At 71.0% G+C, this 23,315-nt stretch carries 18 protein-coding genes; 4 read left to right on the forward strand and 14 right to left on the reverse strand.

Annotated elements, in window-relative coordinates; translation table 11 throughout:
* Positions 1 to 33 precede the first annotated feature (33 nt).
* From obgE to ACFVT2_RS34170, 6 genes are all read right to left on the reverse strand, one after another.
* Complete coding sequence (gene obgE, locus ACFVT2_RS34145) at positions 34 to 1,470, reverse strand: GTPase ObgE (protein ID WP_390024348.1); 1,437 nt, start codon at positions 1,468 to 1,470, stop codon at positions 34 to 36.
* A 192-nt stretch (positions 1,471 to 1,662) separates the two neighbouring features.
* Positions 1,663 to 1,920, reverse strand: a complete 258-nt coding sequence (gene rpmA, locus ACFVT2_RS34150; RefSeq protein ID WP_351476153.1) for a 50S ribosomal protein L27 — start codon at positions 1,918 to 1,920, stop codon at positions 1,663 to 1,665.
* 14 nt (positions 1,921 to 1,934) lie between these two features.
* Entirely contained in the window at positions 1,935 to 2,255 is a 321-nt protein-coding gene (gene rplU / locus ACFVT2_RS34155) for a 50S ribosomal protein L21 (protein WP_067351638.1), read from the reverse strand.
* Positions 2,256 to 2,501: 246 nt separating this feature from the next.
* On the reverse strand, positions 2,502 to 6,329 hold the full coding sequence (locus ACFVT2_RS34160; protein ID WP_390024351.1) for a ribonuclease E/G: 3,828 nt from the start codon (positions 6,327 to 6,329) through the stop codon (positions 2,502 to 2,504).
* Positions 6,330 to 6,544: 215 nt separating this feature from the next.
* The gene (locus ACFVT2_RS34165; protein WP_390024353.1) at positions 6,545 to 7,348 is read right to left on the reverse strand and encodes a TIGR03936 family radical SAM-associated protein; all 804 of its coding nucleotides are present in this window, start codon (positions 7,346 to 7,348) and stop codon (positions 6,545 to 6,547) included.
* A gap of 258 nt (positions 7,349 to 7,606) precedes the next feature.
* The gene (locus ACFVT2_RS34170; RefSeq protein ID WP_390024355.1) at positions 7,607 to 8,140 is read right to left on the reverse strand and encodes a GNAT family N-acetyltransferase; all 534 of its coding nucleotides are present in this window, start codon (positions 8,138 to 8,140) and stop codon (positions 7,607 to 7,609) included.
* 319 nt (positions 8,141 to 8,459) lie between these two features.
* Here ACFVT2_RS34170 and ACFVT2_RS34175 point away from each other — a divergent pair, with 319 nt between their 5' ends.
* The 3 genes from ACFVT2_RS34175 to ACFVT2_RS34185 all read left to right on the forward strand — a co-directional run bounded on the left by ACFVT2_RS34175 (position 8,460) and on the right by ACFVT2_RS34185 (position 11,699).
* On the forward strand, positions 8,460 to 9,050 hold the full coding sequence (locus ACFVT2_RS34175) for a hypothetical protein (RefSeq protein ID WP_390024357.1): 591 nt from the start codon (positions 8,460 to 8,462) through the stop codon (positions 9,048 to 9,050).
* Between the two features lie 117 nt (positions 9,051 to 9,167).
* Positions 9,168 to 10,520, forward strand: a complete 1,353-nt coding sequence (locus ACFVT2_RS34180; protein WP_390024359.1) for a Dyp-type peroxidase — start codon at positions 9,168 to 9,170, stop codon at positions 10,518 to 10,520.
* A gap of 54 nt (positions 10,521 to 10,574) precedes the next feature.
* Positions 10,575 to 11,699, forward strand: a complete 1,125-nt coding sequence (locus ACFVT2_RS34185; protein WP_390024361.1) for a catalase family protein — start codon at positions 10,575 to 10,577, stop codon at positions 11,697 to 11,699.
* Positions 11,700 to 11,874: 175 nt separating this feature from the next.
* Here the strand turns inward: ACFVT2_RS34185 and ACFVT2_RS34190 are convergent, their stop codons facing one another.
* Both ACFVT2_RS34190 and ACFVT2_RS34195 read right to left on the reverse strand, forming a co-directional pair.
* Positions 11,875 to 13,821, reverse strand: coding sequence for a TIGR03960 family B12-binding radical SAM protein (locus ACFVT2_RS34190; RefSeq protein ID WP_390024363.1), 1,947 nt, complete (start codon positions 13,819 to 13,821; stop codon positions 11,875 to 11,877).
* 89 nt (positions 13,822 to 13,910) lie between these two features.
* Positions 13,911 to 15,485, reverse strand: a complete 1,575-nt coding sequence (locus tag ACFVT2_RS34195) for a CHAD domain-containing protein (RefSeq protein WP_390024365.1) — start codon at positions 15,483 to 15,485, stop codon at positions 13,911 to 13,913.
* 156 nt (positions 15,486 to 15,641) lie between these two features.
* On the opposite strand from ACFVT2_RS34195, the gene ACFVT2_RS34200 reads away from it, so the two are divergent.
* Positions 15,642 to 16,085: an ATP-binding protein gene (locus tag ACFVT2_RS34200; protein WP_390024367.1), complete on the forward strand. Its 444-nt coding sequence runs from the start codon at positions 15,642 to 15,644 to the stop codon at positions 16,083 to 16,085.
* Between the two features lie 21 nt (positions 16,086 to 16,106).
* Here the strand turns inward: ACFVT2_RS34200 and ACFVT2_RS34205 are convergent, their stop codons facing one another.
* The 6 genes from ACFVT2_RS34205 to ndk form a co-directional block, all read right to left on the reverse strand.
* Positions 16,107 to 17,321 carry an FtsW/RodA/SpoVE family cell cycle protein gene (locus tag ACFVT2_RS34205; protein ID WP_390024369.1) on the reverse strand — a complete coding sequence of 405 codons (1,215 nt, stop codon included), beginning with the start codon at positions 17,319 to 17,321 and terminating at the stop codon, positions 16,107 to 16,109.
* Entirely contained in the window at positions 17,321 to 19,459 is a 2,139-nt protein-coding gene (gene mrdA / locus ACFVT2_RS34210; protein ID WP_390024371.1) for a penicillin-binding protein 2, read from the reverse strand. The genes ACFVT2_RS34205 and mrdA overlap by 1 nt, the downstream gene beginning before the upstream one ends.
* Positions 19,456 to 20,166: a rod shape-determining protein MreD gene (mreD, locus tag ACFVT2_RS34215; protein WP_390024373.1), complete on the reverse strand. Its 711-nt coding sequence runs from the start codon at positions 20,164 to 20,166 to the stop codon at positions 19,456 to 19,458. The genes mrdA and mreD overlap by 4 nt, the downstream gene beginning before the upstream one ends.
* A gap of 3 nt (positions 20,167 to 20,169) precedes the next feature.
* Positions 20,170 to 21,099 (reverse strand): rod shape-determining protein MreC, encoded by a 930-nt coding sequence (mreC, locus tag ACFVT2_RS34220; RefSeq protein WP_390024375.1) that lies wholly within the window; start codon positions 21,097 to 21,099, stop codon positions 20,170 to 20,172.
* 239 nt (positions 21,100 to 21,338) lie between these two features.
* Positions 21,339 to 22,358, reverse strand: coding sequence for a rod shape-determining protein (locus ACFVT2_RS34225; RefSeq protein WP_003985182.1), 1,020 nt, complete (start codon positions 22,356 to 22,358; stop codon positions 21,339 to 21,341).
* Between the two features lie 296 nt (positions 22,359 to 22,654).
* Positions 22,655 to 23,068, reverse strand: a complete 414-nt coding sequence (gene ndk, locus ACFVT2_RS34230; RefSeq protein WP_100603173.1) for a nucleoside-diphosphate kinase — start codon at positions 23,066 to 23,068, stop codon at positions 22,655 to 22,657.
* Between the last annotated feature and the right edge of the window lie 247 nt (positions 23,069 to 23,315).

Raw genomic sequence — 23,315 nt, forward strand, 5'->3', positions numbered from 1 at the left:
CGTCTGCACTCCGGCCGGACGGGCCGAAGTGGGCTAGAACGGCGAGAAGCCGTCGTACTCGCCCTGCGCCTCGTCGCGCTCCGCATCGCGGTCGCGGCGCCGCTGGGCCGACGGGCGCGGGGCCTCGAAGCGGTGGTCCTCACCGCGGCGACCGAGCATCTCCGCACCGGCCGACATCGACGGCTCCCAGTCGAAGACCACCGCGTCCTCGTCGGAGCCGATCGCCACGCCGTCCATGGAGCGGGCGCCCGCCTTGAGGAGCGCGTCCTCCACGCCCAGGCGGTTGAGCCGGTCGGCGAGGTAGCCGACCGCCTCGTCGTTGTTGAAGTCGGTCTGGTGGACCCAGCGCTCGGGCTTCTCGCCCCGGACGCGGAAGATGCCGTCGGCGTCCTTGGTGACCGTGAAGCCCGCATCGTCCACCGCCTTGGGGCGGATCACGATCCGGGTGGCCTCCTGGACCGGCTTGGCGGCCCGCGCCGTGGCGACGATGTCCGCCAGGGCGTACGACAGCTCCTTGAGGCCCTGGCGGGCGACCGCGGAGACCTCGAAGACGCGGTAGCCGCGCGCCTCCAGGTCCGGGCGGATCATGTCGGCGAGGTCCTTGCCGTCGGGGATGTCGACCTTGTTGAGGACGACCACCCGCGGCCGGTCGCCGAGGCCGCCGTACTGGGCCAGCTCCGCCTCGATGACGTCGAGGTCGGAGGCCGGGTCGCGGTGCGACTCCAGGGTGGCGGTGTCCAGGACGTGCACCAGCACCTCGCAGCGCTCGACGTGCCGCAGGAACTCCAGGCCCAGGCCCTTGCCCTGGCTGGCGCCGGGGATCAGGCCGGGGACGTCGGCGATGGTGTAGACCGTCGCCCCGGCGGTCACCACGCCGAGGTTGGGCACCAGCGTCGTGAACGGATAGTCGGCGATCTTCGGCTTGGCGGCCGAAAGCACCGAGATCAGCGAGGACTTGCCGGCGCTGGGGTAGCCGACCAGCGCGACGTCCGCGACGGTCTTCAGCTCCAGCACGATGTCGCGGGACTCGCCGGGCTCGCCGAGCAGCGCGAAGCCGGGGGCCTTGCGGCGGGCCGAGGCCAGCGCGGCGTTGCCCAGCCCCCCGCGGCCGCCCTGGCCGGCGACGAACTGCGTGCCCTGACCCACCAGGTCGGCCAGCACCTCGCCGTTCTTGTCCAGGACGACGGTGCCGTCGGGCACCGGCAGGATCAGGTCCTTGCCGTTCTTGCCCTCGCGGTTGTCGCCCGCGCCCGGCTGGCCGCTGGTGGCCTTGCGGTGCGGGTGGTGGTGGTACTCGAGGAGCGTGGTGATGTCCTGGTCGACGACCAGGATCACATCGCCGCCACGGCCGCCGTTGCCGCCGTCAGGGCCGCCGAGCGGCTTGAACTTCTCCCGGTGAACGGAGGCGCAGCCGTGGCCTCCGTTACCCGCGGCGACGTTCAGCTCGACGCGGTCCACGAAGGTGGTCATGGTGGGGATGCCTCCAGGTCAGCGGGGTTGTCTTCGTACTGAGCGAGATATCCGCCTACGCCCGGGAATGCCATGCGTAGAGCGGGAATGTCTTCTGCATAACGCGCCAAGGGCGGACCGTTCTTCCCGCTTGGCGCGAGAAGAGGCGGTCCGCCCCTGGCGTGCTGTCGACGTGTGTCGTCCGGGCCGAAATTACTCGGCGACCGGGACGATGTTCACGACCTTGCGGCCGCGGAAGGTGCCGAACTGCACCGCACCGGGCTGCAGGGCGAACAGGGTGTCGTCGCCACCGCGACCGACGCCCTTGCCCGGGTGGAAGTGGGTGCCACGCTGGCGGACCAGAATCTCACCGGCGAGGACGGCCTGACCGCCGAAGCGCTTCACGCCGAGCCGCTGAGCATTGGAATCGCGACCGTTCCGAGTGGACGATGCGCCCTTCTTATGTGCCATGTCTCCTCAGTCCCTTACTTCGCCGGAGCGTCGATGCCGGTGATCTTCAGCGCCGTGTGGAGCTGGCGGTGGCCGATCCGCTTCTTGTAACCGGTCTTGTTCTTGTACTTCTGGATCCGGATCTTGTCGCCCTTGTGGTGGTCCACGACCTCGGCCTGGACCTTCACGCCGGCGAGGACCCACGGGTCGCTGGTGACTGCGTCACCGTCGACGACCAGCAGCGTGGAGAGCTCGACGGTGTCGCCGACGTTGCTGGTGGAAATGCGGTCAACCTCGATGACGTCGCCAACAGCAACCTTCTGCTGGCGTCCGCCGGTGCGCACGATCGCGTACACGCGGAACTCTCTCTCGTTAGAAACGGATCCTCTGATGCCAGCTGCTCTCACGGACTCAGGGACGTCCCGTGGAATCCGACCCGTGGACCACGAGTGGGACGAGCGGCCTCCCTCGGCGTGGCCGAGAGGTGTTTGCTCAGAAGGCGGTGGTGTCACACAGACACCGACGGTCCAGGTTACGGGGCCTGGACCAGGGGGTCAAACCGGCCCCGGACCGCCTCGCGACGGTCCGGGGCCGGGCACTGCTCAGTCCTCCGCGGAGGACGACGCGGCCGCGGTCTTCTTCGCCGCTGCCTTCTTCGTCGTGGTCTTCTTGGCGGTGGTCTTCTTGGCCGCGGCCTTCTTGGCGGTGGTCTTCTTCGCCGCCGTCTTCTTGACCGTGGTCTTCTTCGCCACCGTCTTCTTGGCGGTGGTCTTCTTCGCCGTGGCCTTCTTCGCCGCCGCCTTCTTCGCGGTGGTCTTCTTCGCCGCGGGCGCCGGCTCGGCGACCTCCGCACCCTCGCCGCCCTCGGCGGGCTGCTCGGGGGCCTCGACGGGGGCCTCGGCCACCGGCTCTGCCACCGGCTCGGTCACCGGCGCGCTGATCACGATGGTCCCCGCGGCGTCACTGGCGACCTCCGGTGCACCCGCCGGAGCGGACGCCCGACGGACGGCCCGACGACGCGGACGGGACGGTGCGGGCTCGGCGACCGGAGCGGCCTCGGCGACGGGCTCCGGAGCGGGCTCCGGCTCCACGACCGGGGCGGTCGGCTCGGCGGCCGGCAGCACGATCGCGGCGGCCTCCTCGGCGGCCTTGGGAGCGCCCGCCGGCGCCGACACCTTCCGGCTCACCCGACGACGGCCCCGGGCCCGCCCGGTGGCGGCGGCCTCGGCCTCCGCGGGGCTGCCGAACCACTCGTCCGTGCCGTCCACCGACGGCTGCAACTGGGCCTCGGTCACCGCGACCGGTTCCAGTTCCGGCGCGGCCTCCTCGGTCACCGGCTCCACCGGTGCGACTTCCGCCGCACCCTCGGCGGGCTGCTCCGGCTGGGCACCGTTCGCCCCGGCCTTGCCCTTCTTCTTGCGCTTGCCGCCGACCGCCGCCGGCTGGTCCATGTGGACGATCACGCCGCGGCCGTTGCAGTGCACGCACTGCTCGGAGAAGGACTCCAACAGCCCCTGGCCGACCCGCTTTCGGGTCATCTGGACCAGGCCGAGCGAGGTGACCTCGGCCACCTGGTGCTTGGTGCGGTCCCGGCCCAGGCACTCCAGCAGACGCCGCAGCACCAGGTCCCGGTTGGACTCCAGGACCATGTCGATGAAGTCGATGACGACGATGCCGCCCAGGTCGCGCAGCCGCAGCTGGCGCACGATCTCCTCGGCCGCCTCCAGGTTGTTCCGGGTGACGGTCTCTTCGAGGTTGCCGCCCTGCCCGGTGAACTTCCCGGTGTTGACGTCGACCACGACCATGGCTTCGGTCTTGTCGATCACCAACGACCCGCCGCTGGGCAGCCAGACCTTGCGGTCCAGCGCCTTCATCAGCTGCTCGTCGATCCGGTACGTCGCGAAGACGTCGACCTCGGAGGTCCACTTCTTCAGTCGGTCCACGAGGTCCGGGGCGACGTGCGAGACGTAGCCGTGGATGGTCTCCCAGGCGTCGTCACCACTGACGATGACCTTGGAGAAGTCCTCGTTGAAGATGTCCCGGACGACCCGGACGGTCATGTCCGGCTCGCCGTAGAGCAGGCTCGGCGAGCTGGTCGAGGACGCCTTCGCCTTCTTCTGGATCTCTTCCCACTGCGACTGGAGCCGCTCCACGTCGCGGCGCAGCTCGTCCTCGCTCGCGCCCTCCGCGGCGGTGCGGACGATGACGCCCGCGTCCTCGGGGACGATCTTCTTGAGGATCTGCTTCAGCCGGGCCCGCTCGGTGTCCGGGAGCTTGCGGCTGATACCGGTCATCGAGCCCTCGGGCACGTAGACCAGGTAGCGGCCGGGCAGTGAGACCTGGCTGGTCAGCCGGGCGCCCTTGTGACCGATCGGGTCCTTGGTGACCTGGACCAGGACGGACTGGCCGGACTTCAGCGCGGTCTCGATGCGACGCGGCCCGTTGGCCATGCCCAGCGCCTCGAAGTTGACCTCGCCCGCGTACAGCACGGCGTTGCGGCCCTTGCCGATGTCGACGAAGGCGGCCTCCATCGACGGCAGGACGTTCTGCACCTTGCCGAGGTAGACGTTGCCGACGTACGAGGTGGCCTGCTCCTTGTTGACGAAGTGCTCCACGAGCACGTCGTCCTCAAGGACGCCGATCTGGGTGCGCTCGCCACTCTGGCGGACCACCATCACCCGCTCGACGGCCTCCCGGCGCGCCAGGAACTCCGCCTCGGTGATGATCGGCACCCGGCGACGGCCCTGCTCACGCCCCTCACGGCGGCGCTGCTTCTTGGCCTCCAGGCGCGTCGACCCCTTGATCGACTGGACCTCGTCGGCGCCGGTGCCCTCGTCCTTCTTGCGGGGCTCGCGGACCTTGACGACCGTACGCTCCGGGTCGTCGGCGTGCGCGGCCTCGGCCTCGGCGGTCTCCCCGCTCCGCCGGCGACGACGCCGGCGACGACGGCTGCTGGCGCTGGCGCTGGCCTCCGGGTGCTCCTCGGCGCCCGGCTCCTCGCCTTCGGCCTCCAGCTCCTCCTCGGCCTCCTCGGCCTCGGCGGCTTCCTCGGCGCCCTCGGCGACCTCACCGCGGCGACGGCGACGACCGCCCCGACGGCGCCGGCGCGAGGGACGCTCGCCTTCCTCGCCGGTCGCGGCCTCGGCGTGCTCCTCCTCGGCCTCCTCGACCTCGGCACCCTCCTCAGCAGCGGCGTAGGCCGCTCCAGTGGAGCCGGCACTCGCACCGGTCGGCTCCTCGACCGGCGCGGGCGCCACGGCCTCGACCTCGGCCGGCTCACCGCGGCGGCGACGCCGGCGGCGCGTGGCCGCGGGCGCCTCTTCCGTCGTCTCCACGACCGGCTCCGTCTCCTGACGGGCAGCGGCGTGCGCGGCGGCGGCGCTCTCGGGGGTCTGGAACATCGGCTCGGCGAAGACCGGCGCCTGGAAGACGGCCGTCGGCGGCCGCTGCCCCCGGCGGCGGCCGCGCGCCGGCGCCTCGGCCGAGGGCTCCTCCGCGGCACGGGCTGCGGGCGCCTCGGCGGCGGGTGCGGACTCTGCGGCCCGCTCGGTACGACGGCGCCCCCGACGACGCGGGGCCTCGATCTCGGCGGTCTCCTCGACGGCCGGCGACTGCTCGGCGGCAGGGGTGGCTTCCTCGGTGCTGGCCTGCGGGGCACCGGCCGGGGCGGTCGCCTTACGGGTCGCCCGACGACGGGTACGCGCCGGACGCGCCTCCTCCTCCGCAACGGCGGCCGGAGCCTCCGCAACAACGGCGGCCGGCGCCTCGACGGCCTCCGCGGCCTCTTCCTCTTCGGCTTCCTCGGCGGCGGGCTCCTCGACGACCGGCACCGGGGCGGCGGCCGGAGCCGTCGCCTTACGGGTCGCCCGACGACGCGTACGGGCCGGACGCGCCTCCTCCTCGGGAGCGGCGGCCGCGGCCTCCTCAACGGGGGCGGCCGGCGCCTCGGCGGCGGGGGCGGCGCTCTCCTCGACGGCAGGCTGCGGCGCACCGGCCGGGGCGGTCGCCTTACGGGTCGCCCGACGACGGGTACGCGCCGGACGCGCCTCCTCCTCCGCAGCGGCGGCCGGAGCCTCCTCAACGACGGCGGCCGGCGCCTCAACGGCTTCCGCGGCCTGCGGGGCACCGGCCGGGGCGGTGGCCTTACGGGTCGCCCGGCGGCGCGGGCGGGCCGGCCGCTCTTCGTCGGCGGCGGGCTGCGGCGCGGCAGCGGGCGTGGTGTCCGCCGCTCCGGCGGGGTCGTTGCCGGTGGCCGGGGGGTCGTTGCTCACGACCGCGGTCTGGGCGGCGGCACCGACGGGCGGGCCGGCCGGCCGGGATGCCACTCGGCGCCGGCGGCGCGGCGGCAGCGTGTCGCTGGGCGAGTTCTTGTTGTCACCCTCACGGTCCGCGGACCGCGTGGATTCGGTGGGCTCAATAGCTTCGAGCATGCGGGCGGTTCTCCCGTCACGCTCCCGGGCGCCGCGCCTGATTCCGGCCGCGGTCCGCGCGCTGGGCGCGGTTCCGCAGTCCGGGGCGCGGGCGCCGCACGGGAGCTGTCGTCTCGCTCGCCGGGCCCGTGGACCGGGCCGGCGAAAGTCTTCTGGTCAGTGCGTCCGCCGGACCGGGGTGGCACCCTGGTTGATCGGCGACGCGACGACGCGTCCTACGCAGTGCCGTCCCCGGAAGTGGCCGGGGAGACCCCGCTCTGCACCGTCGCGGTACGCAGCCCGGCAGCCGTGAGTGAAACGGCCGTGGCAGCGTCGCGGTCGGGCGCCAGCGGGTCGGTCACCGTGCCGGTCTCCTCATCGAGCAGCCCCTGCGCCAGCCTGGTCACCGCTGCGGGGACCGGCGGCGCCAGGTCGGCCGTAACCCGGAGGCCGGACAGGACGTCGTCGGGTCGAACGGCAGGTGTCAGATGCCGAACAACCAGCCGCAGTATCGCACAGGCATTGCTGTCGGGCCTATCGCTGTGGATCGAGGTGACTTCCAGCTGCGCCACCGCGCCGCGGGCGTCGAAGCTCCGCATGCCGTTCTTGGTGCGGCGCTCGACCAGCACCTCCTCGGCGGCGAGGAACGTCTCGACGGCGTGCCCGGCCTCCTCGGCGGTGACCCCGTCGAGGCGGAGCTCCCACACCGACGCCTGGAGCCGGTCGGCGAGGCCGCTGGTGTGCGCCTCCACGGCATCGGTAACGTCGAGGCCGTCCGGCAGCGACTCGTCGAGCAGGGTGCGGACGGTCTCCGGGTCGCGGTGCTCGGTGAGCTGGATCTCCAGGTACTCGGCCTCGCTGCCGGTGCCGGTCGGCGCCGCGTTGGCGTACGACACCTTGGGGTGCGGCGTGAAGCCCGCCGAATAGGCCATGGGGACCTCGGCGCGACGCAGCGCCCGCTCGAAAGCGCGCTGGAAGTCGCGGTGGCTGGTGAACCGGAGGCGGCCGCGCTTGGTGTAGCGCAGTCGGATGCGCTGCACCGCCGGTGCGGGCGGCGGGCCTTCGGGCTGTCGCTTGCCCAGTGTTACTTCTCCTTGGTTTCAGGGCGCGGCTGATGCCGCCCCGTCCGGCTCGTCCCCGCGTGGGCGAGGACACATCGTGCCCGGACGTCTTTACCTAGAGTACGTGCCGCGCCCCCGCCTGGTTCCCGCCGGGGCGTCCCGGCTGCCTTCCGCCGCCCCTTCCGCCCGGCGAAATCCACGCGGACGAGGGGGCCACCGCCGGCCCGGACACCGCGCTCACGCGGAGATCCAGTACCGAAGTTTCTCCGCCCGGCGGTCCTCGAAAACCCCGCCGCACGCCTCGATCACACGGCGCGAGCCGGCATTGGAGTCGTCGCAGGTCACCAGCACCGGATCGATGCCCAGCCGCTGGTGGGCGTGGGGCAGCACGGCGCGCAGCATCGCGGTGGCGTGCCCCTGGCGGCGGGCGGTGGGACGCACCGCGTAGCCGATGTGGCCGCCGAATTCGTGCAGGGACGGGGTGAGCCGGTGCCGGACGGTGATCCGGCCCAGGTACGCATCGTCGTCCGTCCACCAGAACGTGGACATCGGGACCGGGCCGTCGACCCGCTCATCCGACGAGACCCCGCCGACCTCCTGGACGTACGCGGCGAAGCCCTCGGCGGAGGGCCAGCGGGTGTGCCAGGTCCGCAGCTCGCGGCCGAGACCGGAGTGCGGGTAGCGGTGTACGCCCTCCGCGCGGAATTCCGCCATGGCGGCGAGGAAGGAGTCGTGGACGCGGACGGTCGGGGCGCTCAACTGCGGGGACATGGCGCCATTTTGCACGGGCGCACCGCGCGTGCGTACGCCTCCGGCCCGGTCCCCGGGCGCAAGGGGGCCGGGCCGGAGGCGTACGCGGAGCGCTACTTCACGACGGTCAGCGGAAGCAGCTTCTTGCCCTTCGGGTCGATCTGGATCCCGGTGCCCGTCTGCGGGCAGATCGAGGTCCCCGAACTGGCCCTACCGCACTGGAGGGCTTGGGATGCGCGGCAATGTACCCGCAGTGAGGATTGATATGTGAGGGCGATGGCGCCTCATGCTCGGGTGCTTGGTGGCCCTCGCCCCGATCCGTGGTGAGGAGAGTTCCACGATGAGCGCGACGACAGGTGCAACCCAACCGGCTCACCCCGAGCGCCCGGGCAGGTCGGACGGGGTCTGCAGCGAGTTCACCGTCTTTACCGAGATCAAGCCGGGCCATGCGGATGCGCTGCGCAAGGATCTCGCCGCGCTCGCCGACGCGGCGGATGACGAGCAGGTCCATGCGGCGGTGCGCCAGATCGGCACCCTGCACGACGCACGGCACGTGATCTTCGACAACGACACCCGGTTCATGTTCGCCAGCGTCTTCGACGGCTCCTGGGACACCTATATCGACGACTTCGCCCAGACGGTGGTCGGGGCCCGCTTCGACAAGGTCTTCTCGCACAGCGAAGGATTCCCCGGCGTCACCGATCCAGGGGTGAAGGACTGGTTCGTCGCCCACCAGGAGCCCGCGGGGGTCTTCGTCAGCGCCTATCCCGACCTGACCGTTCAGCAGATCTACAAGGACCACCGCGTGGACGACGCGTTCCAGGAGGTGCTGGACACCCCCCAGTTCCGGGCGGCGCTGGACAACCCGGCCAACGCGGAGCTGGTGGCCACGCCTGCCTTCCAGAAGCTGCTGGAGGAAGCCTCGGCCTAGAACCCGGACCCAGCCAACCCTCGGAGCCCACCCACCATCGGTGGACCGCGCCGGCCGCTGCGAGTCGGCCGTTGCAGGGCTGTCCAGGCAGAGACCTACGTGGAGGCACAAACGACCATGAACACACCGGACACCAGCGGCGCGGCCGGCGTGAGCGTCGAGATCGACGACGTCCAGAGTGGGGCCCTGCGTCCGAGGCCCGTACCGTACGACGGAAAGTTCGTCTTCCTGCGCATCGACGACCGCCATGCCGGGCGCGCCCTGCTGCGGCGGCTGCTCCCGGTGACCTCGGGTGGTCTGCCGGGCGCGGACCGGAGACAGGATGCCTGGGTCGCCGTGGCGTTCACCTTTCAGGGGCTGAGGGCCCTGGGGGTGCCCCAGGAGTCGCTGGACAGTTTTCCGCGGGCGTTTCGTGAGGGCATGGCCGCTCGGGCGGAACTGATCGGCGACGTGGGTGAGAGCGCGCCGGCCCGCTGGGAGGCGCCGTTCGGAACGGGCGATGTCCACATCGCGTTGAGCGCCCTCTCCTCCGATACGGCACAGCTGGACAAAGAGCTGGAGCGGGCCCGTGTCGCCTACGAGGACACCCCCGGCGTCCAGGTGGTCTGGCAGCAGGACGTCCACCAGCTCCCGACCGGGCGCACCACCTTCGGCTTCCGTGACGGCATCAGCCATCCGAACATCGAGGGAGTCGGGCTACCCGGCTCCAACCCTCAGGAAGCCCCCATCAAGGCCGGCGAGTTCATCCTCGGCTACCCCGACGAAACCGGCGGCCTGCCGCCCATGCCCGGCCCCGATGTGCTGGGGCGCAACGGGACCTATGTGGCCGTTCGCAAGATTCACACCAACGTGGCGGCCTGGCGCCGGTACCTGCGCGCGAACAGTTCCGGCGCCGAGGAGGAGGCGCTCCTGGCGGCCAAGATGGTCGGACGCTGGCCGAGCGGAGCGCCGCTGACGCTGGCACCGGAGCACGATGATCCGGAACTGGCGGCCGATCCGCACCGCGTCAACAACTTCCTGTACCGGGAGAACGACGACCGGGGGTACCGGTGCCCCGCCGGTGCGCACATCCGGCGCACCAACCCCCGCGATGCCACCATCATCGGCGACGCACGGATGCACCGGCTCATCCGCCGCGGCACCACCTACGGCCCGCCGTTGCCCGAGGGCGTGCTGGAGGACGACGGCGCCGATCGCGGCCTGGTCGGCGTATTCATCGGGGCCCACCTGGAACGGCAGTTCGAGTTCATCAAGGCCGAATGGGTCAACGACGGCAACTTCATCGGCTACCCGGGCGAGAAGGACCCGGTGGCCGGACATCACGGCGGGACCGGCAGCGTCACCATCCCGGAGAAGCCGGTCCGGCGTCGCCTGCGGAACCTGCCCAGTTTCGTGGTCACCCGCGGCGGCGAGTACTGCTTCCTGCCGGGTCTGCGTGCCCTGCGCTGGCTCGCCGCGCTGGAGGACTGACGGCGATTCCCACCCCTGAGGTCCGCTCACACTCTCCGAGGAGAGGTCGAAGTCATGGCAGCACAGTTCGTCCGCTACACGCCTGACGTCGAAGACGACGACCCGGACTTCGACCGCAACGTGCAGAAGGTGATCGAAAAAACGGAGAGCTACATCGCCGAGTCGGTCAAGGCCGGCGGCACCGGACGGGCCCTCCGCGACGCCCACGCCAAGGGCTACGGGCTGGTCCGAGGGGAAGTGGAGATCCTGGACGGGCTTCCTCCCGAGTACGCCCAAGGCATCTACGCGACTCCGGGAACCCATGATGCGCTCATCCGCTTCTCCAACGGCTCGCCTCACGCCGGAGCCGACGCGCGACTGGGCGCCGCCACCGGACTGGCGCTGAAGATGTTCGACATCCCCGGCCCGACCCTGCTGGAGGACGAACCGGACACGGGCACATTCGACTACGCCAACATCAACGGACCGATCTTCTTCTGCAACACGGTCGAGCACTACCTGTTCATCCAGGAACTGTTCCTGAACGCGCCGGCCTACTTCTCCCAGGGCCGACCCGGTGCACGTCGTTTCTTCACCGAATTCGTGACCGGGAAGGGGACGCTGGACCAGGACAACTGGGCGTGGGACGAGTTCCTGGCCTTCCTGCGCCTGTCAAAGACCCCTCCGGCAAACCTGCTGCTGTCGAGCTACTGGACCATGGGCGCGGTCCGGCACGGGGACCACATCGCCAAGGTGCGCATCACCCCCGACCCGTCCTCCGCCGCCGCGGTGGTCCGGCGCACCATCGACCCGACCTCGACGGCGGAGGTCTTCCGACCCGCCCTGCAAGCCGAGTTGCTGGAACGGCCCTACGCCTTCGACATCCAGGTACAACTCTGCACCGACCTGGAACGCATGCCGGTGGAGGACACCACCGTGGAGTGGCCCGAACAGCTCTCGCCGTCCGTCACCGTGGCCAAGCTGCGGCTGCCACAGCAGGACATCTCCGGCCCGGAGAACCTGGAGAAGATGGACGCACTGTCCTTCACGCCCTGGCGGGTCACCGCCGAGCACGCGCCCCTGGGCAACATCATGCGGGCCCGCAAGGAGGTCTACCGGCGATCCTCCATCGCGCGCCACAAGCTCAACCGGCAACCGCGCGCGGAACCGCGCAGCGCCGACGAGGTGCTCGGCGCTTGACCCGACCCACCACCGAGACGGTGGGTGCCGGCAGAGGCGTTCCGGGCACCTCCGCCGGCGCGACGGATCATCGGCGCTCTGGAGCAACGACACCGAGCGCGCTCAGCACGTCAGCATCTCAACCCCTGCGACATCAGTCACGGCGTCGGCGATCCGTCGTAAGGCATCGCTCGCGTCACTGGCCGTTTGCGCTGGCCACGGGCTTCTTCACGGTCAGCGGAAGGAGCTTCTTGCCCGTCGGGCCGATCTGGATCTGGGTGTCCATCTGCGGGCAGACGCCGCAGTCGAAGCACGGGGTCCAGCGGCAGTCCTCGACCTCGGTCTCGTCGAGGGCGTCCTGCCAGTCCTCCCAGAGCCAGTCCTTGTCGAGGCCGGAGTCGAGGTGGTCCCAGGGCAGGACCTCCTCGTAGGTGCGCTCACGGGTGGTGTACCAGTCGACGTCCACGCCGAAGTCGGGCAGCGTCTTCTCGGCGCACTCCATCCAGCGGTCGTAGGAGAAGTGCTCGCGCCAGCCGTCGAAGCGGCCGCCGCTCTCGTAGACCGCGCGGATGACCGCGCCGATCCGGCGGTCGCCGCGGGAGAGCAGGCCCTCGACGATGCCCGGCTTGCCGTCGTGGTAGCGGAAGCCGATGGAGCGGCCGTACTTCTTGTCCCCGCGGATCTTGTCGCGGAGCTTGGTCAGGCGGGCGTCGGTCTCCTCGGAGGAGAGCTGCGGGGCCCACTGGAACGGGGTGTGCGGCTTGGGGACGAAACCGCCGATGGAGACCGTGCAGCGGATGTCGTTGGACCGGGACACCTCGCGGCCCTTGGCGATGACCTTGATGGCCATGTCCGCGATCTGGAGGACGTCCTCGTCGGTCTCGGTCGGCAGACCGCACATGAAGTAGAGCTTCACCTGGCGCCAGCCGTTGCCGTAGGCGGTGGCGACGGTCCGGATCAGGTCCTCTTCGGAGACCATCTTGTTGATGACCTTGCGGATCCGCTCGCTGCCGCCCTCGGGGGCGAAGGTCAGGCCGGAGCGGCGCCCGTTGCGGGTCAGCTCGTTGGCAAGATCGATGTTGAAGGCGTCGACGCGGGTCGACGGCAGCGACAGACCGATCTTGTCTTCCTCGTACCGGTCGGCAAGGCCCTTGGCGACCTCGCCGATCTCGGTGTGGTCCGCGGAGGACAGCGACAACAGGCCGACCTCCTCGAATCCCGTGGCCTTCAGGCCCTTGTCCACCATCTCGCCGATGCCGGTGATGCTTCGCTCCCGTACGGGACGCGTGATCATGCCGGCCTGGCAGAAACGGCAGCCGCGGGTGCAGCCACGGAAGATCTCGACCGACATCCGCTCGTGGACGGTCTCGGCCAGGGGGACGAGGGGCTGCTTGGGGTAGGGCCACTCGTCGAGGTCCATGACGGTGTGCTTGGAGACCCGCCACGGGACGCCGGAGCGGTTCGGCACGACGCGCGCGATGCGGCCGTCGGCGAGGTACTCGACGTCGTAGAACTTGGGGACGTAGACGTTGCCGGTCCGGGCCAGCCGGAAGAGGAGCTCGTCGCGGCCGCCGGGGCGGCCCTCGGACTTCCACTCGCGGACGATCCTGGTGATGTCCAGGACCGCCTGCTCGCCGTCGCCGATGACCGCGCAGTCGAGGAAGTCGGCGATCGGCTCGGGGTTGAAGGCGGCGTGCCCGCCGGCCAGGACCACCGGGTGGTCCTCGGTGCGGTCCTTGGCCTCCAGCGGGATGCCGGCCAGGTCCAGGGCGGTGAGCATGTTGGTGTAGCCGAGCTCGGTGGAGAAGCTCAGGCCGAACACGTCGAAGTCCCCGACCGGGCGGTGGCTGTCCACCGTGAACTGCGGCACGTCGTGCTCGCGCATCAGGGCTTCGAGGTCCGGCCAGACGCTGTAGGTGCGCTCGGCGAGGACGCCCTCCTGCTCGTTGAGCACCTCGTAGAGGATCATGACGCCCTGGTTGGGCAGACCGACCTCGTAGGCGTCGGGGTACATGAGCGCCCAGCGGACGTCACACGACTCCCACGGCTTGACCGTGGAGTTCAGCTCTCCGCCGACGTACTGGATCGGCTTCTGCACGTGTGGGAGCAGGGCTTCGAGCTGCGGGAAAACCGACTCGGACATCTCGAACCTTCATGGGCTGACAGCGGGCGACTCACAAGCGTAACCCGGTTGGCGGCCCCCGACCGACGGGCGCCGGTGCGGGCCGGCGGTCACACCCGCAGTGCGTCGCGGTGCCTGCGGCGGGAGACCTCGGCCCACAGGGCCGGCAGTTCCCGTTCGCGGTGGGCCGCCCGGGCCTCCTCGCGGCCGTAGAGCAGGCCGAAGGTGAAACCGCTCTCACCGGCCCGGCGGGCCTGGGTGGCCAGCTCGCGGAGGGCGGCGCGGGCCACCACGCTGTCCTGGTGGTCGCCGAGCAGCTGCTGGACCTGTTTGGTGCGCCGGGTGAACTTCGCGGCGGGGCGGCCGAGCGCCGGGCGGGCCGCCTCCGCCGCGTACCGGGTGCGTTTGGCGGCCTTGCGGGCGCTGTGCAGGGCCTCGTCGCGGGCCGGTCCGGCGGGGGTGTCGAGGGCGACCTCGATGCGGTGGGCCAGGCGCCGGTAGTCCTTGCGGACGGCGCCGGCGACGACCCGGGGCGCGGGGCGGGCGGCGGGGCCGCGCAGCGGCGGGGCGCCGAGCAGGGCGTGCAGGTCGTCCAGGAGGGTGAGGTAGCGCGGGCCGTCGAGGGCGTCGAGCAGGCGCTCGCGGGCCCCGGCGCGGTGCCGGACCGACCAGGTGCGCAGTCGGGCCGACACCGGCCCCAGGCGCAGCGTCCGGGGCACCTCCGCCAGTGCGGCGGTGAGCCGGTCGGCGAGCACCTCCTGGTCCCGGCCGACCCCCAACTCCGCGGCCAGCCACTTGAGTTCGGCGCCGAGCGGGTCGGTCGCGGCCCGGTCGAGGACCCTGCCGTACGAGCGGAAGGCGCTGCGCAGCCGGCGGGTGGCGACCCGCATCTGGTGCACCGCGTCGGGCAGGTCGCGCCGGGCCGCCGGATCCAGTTCGACGATCGCCCGCACCTGTGCCCGGACGTAGCGGAGCACGACCTCCCCGGCGGTGCGGCCACGGCGCCCTCCGGTGCGGCCGGCGTCCTCGCCGGCGGGCCGCGCGGCGCCCGCCGGTGCGGTCTCCGCCAGGGCGCGGGCCAGTTTGGACGGCGCCGCGGCGGGCCGTATACCGGCCTCGGCCAGCACCTCTTCGACCTCGTCCAGCAGTTCCTGGCCGGTGCCGCTCCCGGGAGCCAGCTCGACCTCGATCTCCTGCCAGTGGGCCCGACCCGTCGCCCCTTCCGGATGCCGCCGCTGCGCCACCACGTCGTCCACCGCGACCTCGGCGAGCGGCGCACCGGCGGCGTCCCGGAGCTCGTGGACCGTGCGGCGGGTCCGTAGCCGTACGAGGGGGACCAGTGCGGCGCCCCGGGTGCGGGAGCGGGCCAGCGCGGTGAGGTCGGGCGGTGGGGCGTCGGCGAGCGGGGCGCGGATCTCGTCGCGGACCGAGCCGGTGACGCCGGGGAGCGCGGCCGGGAGTTTGAGGTGCCAGCCCGCGTCGGGGCCGCCGGTGCGCCGCCGCAGGGTGATGCCGTCCGCGGCGAGGCGCTGGTCGGCGGTGTCGTAGTACAGGGCGTCCAGGGTCTCCGGGTCGCGTTCCACCACGGTCGCGACCCGGTCGACGCGGGTCAGGTCGGGCAGACGGCCGGCGCCGGTGGCGTCCGTCTCGTATTTCCGCTCGATTTCCCGCACGGTGTCCGCCATGCATCGAATCTAGCCAGCCGCAACGCGCCCGACCAGACGTCCGGCGCCGGTCCCCGCCCTAGATGGGTGGCACCGCCGACTCACGGTGTCTTACGGTGTGTGACAAGCCGTCCACGCAGCGTGGCAATCGGCGCTCGATCGACACCGGGAGAAACCGTGCACCCCGATACCGCAGCCCTCGCCCGGAGCCCGCTCCGCGTCGCGGCGGGCGCCCGCCCGTACGTGCTCACGGCGCCGAGCCGACCCACCTCCCCGAAGACCGCCCGGGACTTCGTCCGGGCGGTGCTGCGGCGCGGTCCGCTCGCCGCCCTGCGCGACACCGCCGTCCTGCTCACCTCGGAGGCGGTCACCCGGGCCCATCTGCGCACGCCCGGTTCCGCGGACATCCTGCTGCGGGTGGTGACCGCGGCGCACGGCCTGCGGATCAGCGTGCACGACGAGGGCGCGCAGATCGTCCCCGCGCCGGCCCGGGCCGGCGACCGGGACCCCGCGCACGGGCTGCTGCTGATCAGCCGGCTCGCCGACGACTGGGGGACGACGCCGTTCGAGGGGCCGCCGCACACCACGTCCCTGTGGTTCGAGCTGCACACCGGGCACTGACGCCCGCTCGGGGCGGCGGGGTCAGCGGGAGGCGGAGACCGGGCGCTGGACGCGGATCGACTGCAACAGCCCGATGCCGATCCACACCGCGAACATCGACGTGCCGCCGTAGGAGACGAACGGCAGCGGCAGACCGGTGACGGGCATGATGCCCAGGGTCATCCCGATGTTCTCGAAAGCCTGGAAGGCGAACCACGCGATGATGCCGGCCGCCACGATCGTGCCGTAGAGCTCGCCGGTCTCGCGGGCGATCCGGCAGGCCCGCCACAGCACCACGCCGAGCAGGAAGATGATCAGGCCCGCGCCGAGGAAGCCCAGCTCCTCGCCGGCGACGGTGAAGATGAAGTCGGTCTGCTGTTCGGGGACGAACTGGCCGGTGGTCTGGCTGCCGTGGAAGAGGCCGGAGCCGGTCAGTCCGCCGCCGCCGATGGCGATCCGGGCCTGGTTGGTGTTGTAGCCGACACCGGCCGGGTCCAGGCTCGGGTTGGCGAACGCGGCGAACCGGGCGATCTGGTAGGCGTCCAGCAGCCCGAGCTGCCAGATGGCGACGCAGCCGACGACGCCGGTGCCCAGCAGGCCCAGGATCCAGCGGTTGGAACAGCCGCTGGACAGCAGCACGCCGAGGATGATGGCGCCGAGCACCATCACCGAGCCGAGGTCGGGCATCAGCAGGATCACGGCCACCGGGATGGCGGCCAGGCCCAGGGCCTGGAAGACGGTGCGGTGGTCGGGGTGCGGGCGGTCTCCGGCGTCGACCCGGGCCGCCAGGATCATCGCCATGCCCAGGGTGATGGTGATCTTGGTGAATTCGGCGGGCTGGAGCGAGAAGCCGCCGGGGATCGCCAGCCAGGAGCGCGAGCCGTTGATGGTGGCGCCCAACGGCGTCAGCACCAGCATCGCCAGCACCACCGAGAGGCCGAACAGGATCGGGACGGCGCCGCGCAGGGTGCGGTGGCCGAGCCAGATGGTGCAGGTCGCCAGGGCCACGCCGATGGCGGTGTTCAGCAGATGGTGGACGAAGAAGAAGAACTCGTCGCCCTTGTTGAGTTCGGTGCGGTTGCGGGTGGCGGAGAAGACCAGCACCGCGCCCATCAGGGAGAGCACCAGGCAGGACAGCAGCAGTATCCAGTCCAGCTTGCGCACCACGGAGTCGCGGGCCGTCAGCCGGCCCCAGACGCTGAGGTCGGGGCCGTAGCGGCGGACGGAGAAAGTCCGGGAAAAGGGCGGTGTGGTCACTACTGGGGGCTCCCCGAGGGGGACGGCGACGGGTCGGCCGGCGGCTTGATGGACGGGGCGATGATGGTGCCGTCGCTCTCGATCTTGGGCAGCGTGGCCTCCGGCTTCGGGAGCAGCGCGGCCTTCTCGTCGATCTCGCCCTTGTCGTTGACGCCGTAGAGCGCGTTGTAGATGTTGCGGACGGCCGGGCCGGAGGCGCCGGAGCCGGTGCCACCCTGGGAGATGGTCATCACGACCGTGTAGTCCTTGGTGTACGTCGCGAACCACGAGGTGGTCTGCTTGCCGTAGACCTCGGCGGTACCGGTCTTGGCGTGCATCGGGACCTTGTCCTGCGGCCAGCCCTGGAAGCGCCAGGCGGCGGTGCCCCGCTCGGTCACGCCCTGGAGCGCGGCATCGATCTGCTGGATGGTCTGCGGGGTGTCCGGCAGATGGCCGTGCGAGGTGGGCTTGATCATCTGCACCGACTTGCCGTCGGGGCTGACGACGGCCTTGCCGACGGTGGGGTTGTAGAGGGTGCCGCCGTTGGAGAGGGCCCCGTAGATGGTCGCCATCTGGATCGGGGTGACGAGGGTGTCGCCCTGGCCGATGGCGTAGTTGATGGAGTCGTAGGCGTGCAGCTTCATGCCTTCGAGGCAGTTCTCCCGAGCGAGCTTGGACACGTAGTCATTGGCGTCCTTGGGGTGCGCGCACCAGCTGTCCTTGTTGGCCTTCCAGAAGGCGCTCTTCCACTGGCGGTCGGGGACCCGGCCGGTCACCTCGTTGGGCAGGTCGATGCCGGTCTCCTTGCCGAGACCGAACTGGTGGGCGGTCTTGTAGAACCAGTCGTTGGGGCTCTGGACCGGCTTGTCCCCGCCGTCCCTCTTCCACTCGTCGTGCCCGATCCGGTAGAAGACGGTGTCGCAGGAGACCTCCAGCGCACGGCCCAGGCTGATGTCACCCTGCGATTCGCCCTCGAAGTTCCGGAAGACCTGGCCGCCGATGCTGTACGAGCTGGTGCACGGGTAGTGGCCGTCGAAGGGGTAGCCGGCGTTGACCGCGGCGGAGGTCGAGACGACCTTGAAGATCGAGCCGGGGGCGGCCTGTCCCTGGATCGCGCGGTTGAGCAGCGGGTAGTTGGAGTCCTTGCCGGTGAGCTCGGCGTAGTCCTTGCCGGAGATCCCGCCGACCCAGGCGTTGGGGTCGTAGGTGGGGTTGGAGGCCATCGCGACCACCCGGCCGGTCTTCGCCTCCATGACGACCACGGCGCCCGAATCCGCCTTGTAGTTGGTGCCGGTGTTCCGGTCCATCTGGGTGCGGGCGTCCTTCATGGCCTGGTCGAGCTGCTTCTCCGCTATGGCCTGGACGCGGGCGTCGATGCTGGTGACCAGGGTCGAACCGGCCTGGCCCTTGTCGCTGTTGGCCTGGCCGATGACCCGGCCGAGGTTGTCGACCTCGTAACGGGTGACGGCGGCCTTGCCGCGCAGGTAGTTGTCGTACTGCCGCTCCAGCCCGGACCGGCCGACCTGGTCGGAGCGCAGCAGCGGCGAGGGGCCGTCCTTGGCCTTCTTGATCTCCTCGTCGGTGACCGGTGAGAGGTAGCCGAGGACCTGGGCGGTGTTGGCCTTGCCGAGGGCCGGGTAGCGGCGGACGGCGGTGGGCTGGGCGCTGATGCCGGGGAAGTCCTCGGAGCGCTCGCGGATCTGCAGGGCCTGCTGGGTGGTGGCCTTGTCGGTGATCGGGATCGGCTGGTAGGGCGAGCCGTTCCAGCAGGGCTGCGGGGTCTTGGCGTCGCAGAGCCGGACCTTGTTGCGGATCTCCTGCGCCGACAGGCCGAGCACCTTGGCCAGCCGGGCGAGCACGGCCTTGCCGCCGTCCTTCATCTTCAGCAGGTCGGTGCGGCTGGCGGAGACCACCAGCCGGGTCTGGTTGTCGGCCAGCGGCACCCCGCGGGCGTCGAGGATGGAGCCGCGGGTGGCCGGGTCGATGACCTGCTGGACGTGGTTGGACCTGGCCTTGGCCGCGTACTCCTGGCCGTTGCGGATCTGGAGGTACCAGAGCCGACCGCCGAGCGTCGCCAGCAGCGAGAAGACCAGGATCTGGATGGCGATCAGCCGGATGGTGACCCGGGAGGTCCTCCCCGTCTCCGGAATGTTGCTCACAGGCGCTTGACCCCCTTGATGCCCTTGAGGCCCTTGACCCCCTTGGTGCGTCCGCCCCGGGCCGGTTTGGGCACCCGGCCGGTGCGGATCGCCTTCATCGCGTTGCGGCTGGCCTTGAGGCCGGTGCCGGTGGTGAGCCAGCCCCCGGTCCATGGACCGGCTCCACCGGAGCGACTGCTGCCGGCGGCATCGGTGGCCAGCGGATCGTGTTCGGTTCTGCGCGCCAGCGCCATCACCAGCGGGACGGTGAAGGGGGCGAGCAGCAGGTCGTAGAGGGTGGCGCTGAGCAGCAGCCCGACCAGGCCGACGTGCCGGGCCGCGGTGTCGCCGACCAGCGAGCCGACCCCGGCGTACAGCAGCGTCGAGCCGATGGCGGCGCCGATGACGACCACCAGCGGCAGGGTCGCCGAGCGGTGCTGGCCGTTGTCCGGCTTGGTCAGGCCCGCGACGTAGCCGATGACGCACAGGACCAGGGCGTAGCGGCCGATGGCGTGGTCGGCGGGCGGGGCGAGGTCGGCGAGCAGTCCCGCGCCGAAACCGATGAGCGAGCCGCCGACGTGACCGTAGACCAGCGCCAGGCCGACCACGACCAGCATCAGCAGATCCGGTACGGCGCCCGGCAGTTGGAGTCTGGCGAGGATGCCGACCTGGATGATCAGGGCGACCACCACCAGCGGGATGGCGAGCAGGATCCGGTTGATGCGCATCGGTCAGCTCCTGGGTGAAGCGCTCGCGGAGGGGGTGGCCGTGACAGTGACCGTCGGCGTCGGCGTGGGCTTGACCGGGGGCGGCAGGACGGTGTCCCGCGGGTCCTTGCGCGGCGGCTGGACGACGACGCCTACGACGTCGAGCGAGGAGAAGGAAACGAACGGCCGAACCTGGAGGGTCCGGGTCAGATCGCCGTTGAGCGGCTCGACCTTGACGACCGAGCCGACCGGTACGCCGGGCACGAACGGCTTGTCCTTGCTGGAGCCGAAGGTGACCAGCCGGTCGCCCTTCTTGACGTCGGCCCGGCCGTTGAGCAGCTGGACGCGGAGCGAGCGGACGCCCTGGCCGTTGGCGAAGCCGATCTCGTTGGTCTTCTCCATGCGGGTGCCGACGGTGAACTCCGGGTCGGCGGCGAGCAGCACGGTGGAGGTGTGCGGGGTGACGGTGGTGATCCGGCCGACCAGCCCGTCACCGTTGAGGACGGTCATATCGCGGGCGATCCCGTCGCGGCTGCCGGCGTCGATGGTGACGGTCCAGGAGAAGCCCTGCGCGGACCCGATGGCGATGACCTCGGCGCCCTTGATCGCGTACTGGCCGGTGGCCGCGGTCTTGAGGATCTTGTCGAGCTCGGCGGCGCGGTTGCGGTTGCGGTCGGGGGTGCCGAGCTTGAGCTTCAGGGCGGCGTTCTCGTGTTCCAACTCGCGGATGCGGCTGTGGCGCTGGCCTGCGTCCCGTACGGCGCTGACGGCGTTGCCGACCGGGTTGACGATGCGGGCCACGCCGCGCTCCACCGGGCCGAAGGCGGAGGCGGCGGCTTGCCGGGCACCGTCGAGCGGGGACTGTTCACCGCCGCGGATATCGACCGTGATCAGCGCGAACGCGATCGCGACCAGCAGCACCAGCAGCAGCCGGCTCTCTCGTGTGTCCCTCACGTGCGGCGGCCGTGTCCTTCCTCGTAGGACCGGCCGGCTGCGGGCCCCGCCGGTCTCGTTCGGGGGTTGAGCATTGTGCCTTGCTGTGACGGCGCAGTGGTGAAGCGTCAATGCACCGTGTCTGTGGGGGCGTTGCGGTATGGGCCGGCGATCCGCCGGACGGATCGGCTGCTTGTCCAGGGTGCCCGACCCGCGCGAACGCCGTGTGACGCCCGCGCGACGGGTCGGGACCGGGTGGGTCAGCGGCGCGGCTGGGAGTCCAGGACCTGCTGGAGCGCCTCGAACTCCTCGACGCACTTGCCGGAACCGAGCGCGACGGAGTCGAGCGGGTCCTCGGCGATGTGGATGGGCATACCGGTCTCGCGGCGCAGCCGCTCGTCCAGGCCGCGGAGCAGAGCGCCGCCGCCGGTGAGAACGATGCCACGGTCCATGACGTCACCGGACAGCTCCGGCGGGCACTTGTCGAGGGTCGTCTTGACCGCGTCGACGATGGAGTTGACCGGCTCCTCGATGGCCTTGCGGACCTCGGCGGCCGAGATGACGACGGTCTTGGGCAGACCGGAGACCAGGTCGCGGCCGCGGATCTCGGTGTGCTCGTCCTGTTCGAGGTCGTACGCCGAACCGATGGTGATCTTGATGGACTCGGCGGTGCGCTCGCCCAGCAGGAGGCTGTACTCCTTCTTGATGTGCTGGATGATCGCGTTGTCCAGCTCGTCGCCGGCGACCCGGATCGACTGGGCGGTGACGATGCCGCCGAGCGAGATGACCGCGACCTCGGTGGTGCCGCCGCCGATGTCCACGACCATGTTGCCGGTGGCCTCGTGGACCGGCAGACCGGAGCCGATCGCGGCGGCCATCGGCTCCTCGATGATGTGCACCTGGCGGGCGCCGGCCTGGGTCGACGCCTCGATGACCGCGCGGCGCTCAACTCCCGTAATGCCGGAGGGAACGCAGACCACCACCCGCGGGCGGGCGAGATAGCGCCGCTTGTGGATCTTGAGGATGAAGTAGCGGAGCATCCGCTCGGTGATCTCGAAGTCGGCGATCACCCCGTCCTTCAGGGGCCGCACGGCGACGATGTTGCCGGGGGTCCGGCCGATCATCTTCTTCGCCTCGGCGCCAACGGCGAGGATGCCGCCGGTGTTGGTGTTGATGGCCACGACCGACGGTTCGTTGAGGACGATGCCGCGGCCCCTGACGTACACCAGCGTGTTGGCGGTCCCGAGGTCGACAGCCATGTCACGGCCGATGAACGACATGTTGTTCCCCATGAGGATACGTCTGGCCTTCCCAACTGGAGCGAATGCTTACTTTGAGGTCGGCAGGAGGTGATGCGCTGTGACGCGCGGAAGCCTCCATCGTAGTTCGTAGTGTTCCCACACGAACACGACGGGAGGCCGTTCCGCCATTGTCAGCCGTACACGCACCCGCCCCCCTTAATGGTGACGTCGTGTCGCGGGAACGCGTTCCCCCGCTCGCGGCGAATACACCGAGGGGCGACCGATGATTTCACCGGTCGCCCCTGGTCACAAGGGGGTTGGCTGCTGACTTTCGATCAGGAAATGCCGGGGAAGAAAATCTTGATCTCGCGCTCGGCGGACTCTTCGGAATCCGAGGCGTGGATGAGATTTTCTCGGGTGATCGTTCCGAAGTCCCCACGAATGGACCCACTCGGCGCGGCAATCGGGTCAGTCGGACCGGCCAGCGCGCGGACGCCCTCGATGACCCGCTCGCCCTCGACGACCAGCGAGACGACCGGTCCGGAGGACATGAACTCCACCAGCGGCTCGTAGAAGGGCTTGCCGACGTGCTCGGCGTAGTGCTGCTCCAGCACCTCGCGGTCGAGGGTGCGCAGCTCCAGCGCGGTGATCGTCCAGTTGGCCTTGCGCTCGATGCGGCGGACGATCTCGCCGATCAGACCGCGCTTGACGGCGTCGGGCTTGAGGAGGACGAGGGTGCGCTGGCTCACGGAGGGACTCCCTGTATATGAACGACGGTCAGCGGCGCCAGGCTATCGCCTGGACACGGGGCGGACGTTGCCGGGTGCGATGCCGCTGCGCGGGGCGTCCCCGTACGTTGCCGGGTGCGGTGCCGTGTCGCCTGCGCGGGCGTTGTCCGCTGCGCGGGGCTGGTCGGCCACGGTGCCGGGGGTGCGGGGTGGGGGGGTTTAGGGCGTGGGTGGGGGTAGGGGCGGCAACCCCCCCCCCCCCCCCCCC

Origin of the sequence: Streptomyces sp. NPDC058000, from assembly GCF_042886435.1 — a bacterium.
Classification (GTDB): Bacteria; Actinomycetota; Actinomycetes; order Streptomycetales; family Streptomycetaceae; genus Streptomyces.

Coding starts and splice junctions, on each gene's coding strand:
- obgE (WP_390024348.1), bottom strand. CDS start 1,470: ATGACCACCTTCGTGGACCGCGTCGAGCTGAACGTCGCCGCGGGTAAC.
- rpmA (WP_351476153.1), bottom strand. CDS start 1,920: ATGGCACATAAGAAGGGCGCATCGTCCACTCGGAACGGTCGCGATTCC.
- ACFVT2_RS34160 (WP_390024351.1), bottom strand. CDS start 6,329: ATGCTCGAAGCTATTGAGCCCACCGAATCCACGCGGTCCGCGGACCGT.
- ACFVT2_RS34170 (WP_390024355.1), bottom strand. CDS start 8,140: ATGTCCCCGCAGTTGAGCGCCCCGACCGTCCGCGTCCACGACTCCTTC.
- ACFVT2_RS34175 (WP_390024357.1), top strand. CDS start 8,460: ATGAGCGCGACGACAGGTGCAACCCAACCGGCTCACCCCGAGCGCCCG.
- ACFVT2_RS34180 (WP_390024359.1), top strand. CDS start 9,168: ATGAACACACCGGACACCAGCGGCGCGGCCGGCGTGAGCGTCGAGATC.
- ACFVT2_RS34185 (WP_390024361.1), top strand. CDS start 10,575: ATGGCAGCACAGTTCGTCCGCTACACGCCTGACGTCGAAGACGACGAC.
- ACFVT2_RS34190 (WP_390024363.1), bottom strand. CDS start 13,821: ATGTCCGAGTCGGTTTTCCCGCAGCTCGAAGCCCTGCTCCCACACGTG.
- ACFVT2_RS34195 (WP_390024365.1), bottom strand. CDS start 15,485: ATGGCGGACACCGTGCGGGAAATCGAGCGGAAATACGAGACGGACGCC.
- mreD (WP_390024373.1), bottom strand. CDS start 20,166: ATGCGCATCAACCGGATCCTGCTCGCCATCCCGCTGGTGGTGGTCGCC.
- ACFVT2_RS34225 (WP_003985182.1), bottom strand. CDS start 22,358: ATGTCGTTCATCGGCCGTGACATGGCTGTCGACCTCGGGACCGCCAAC.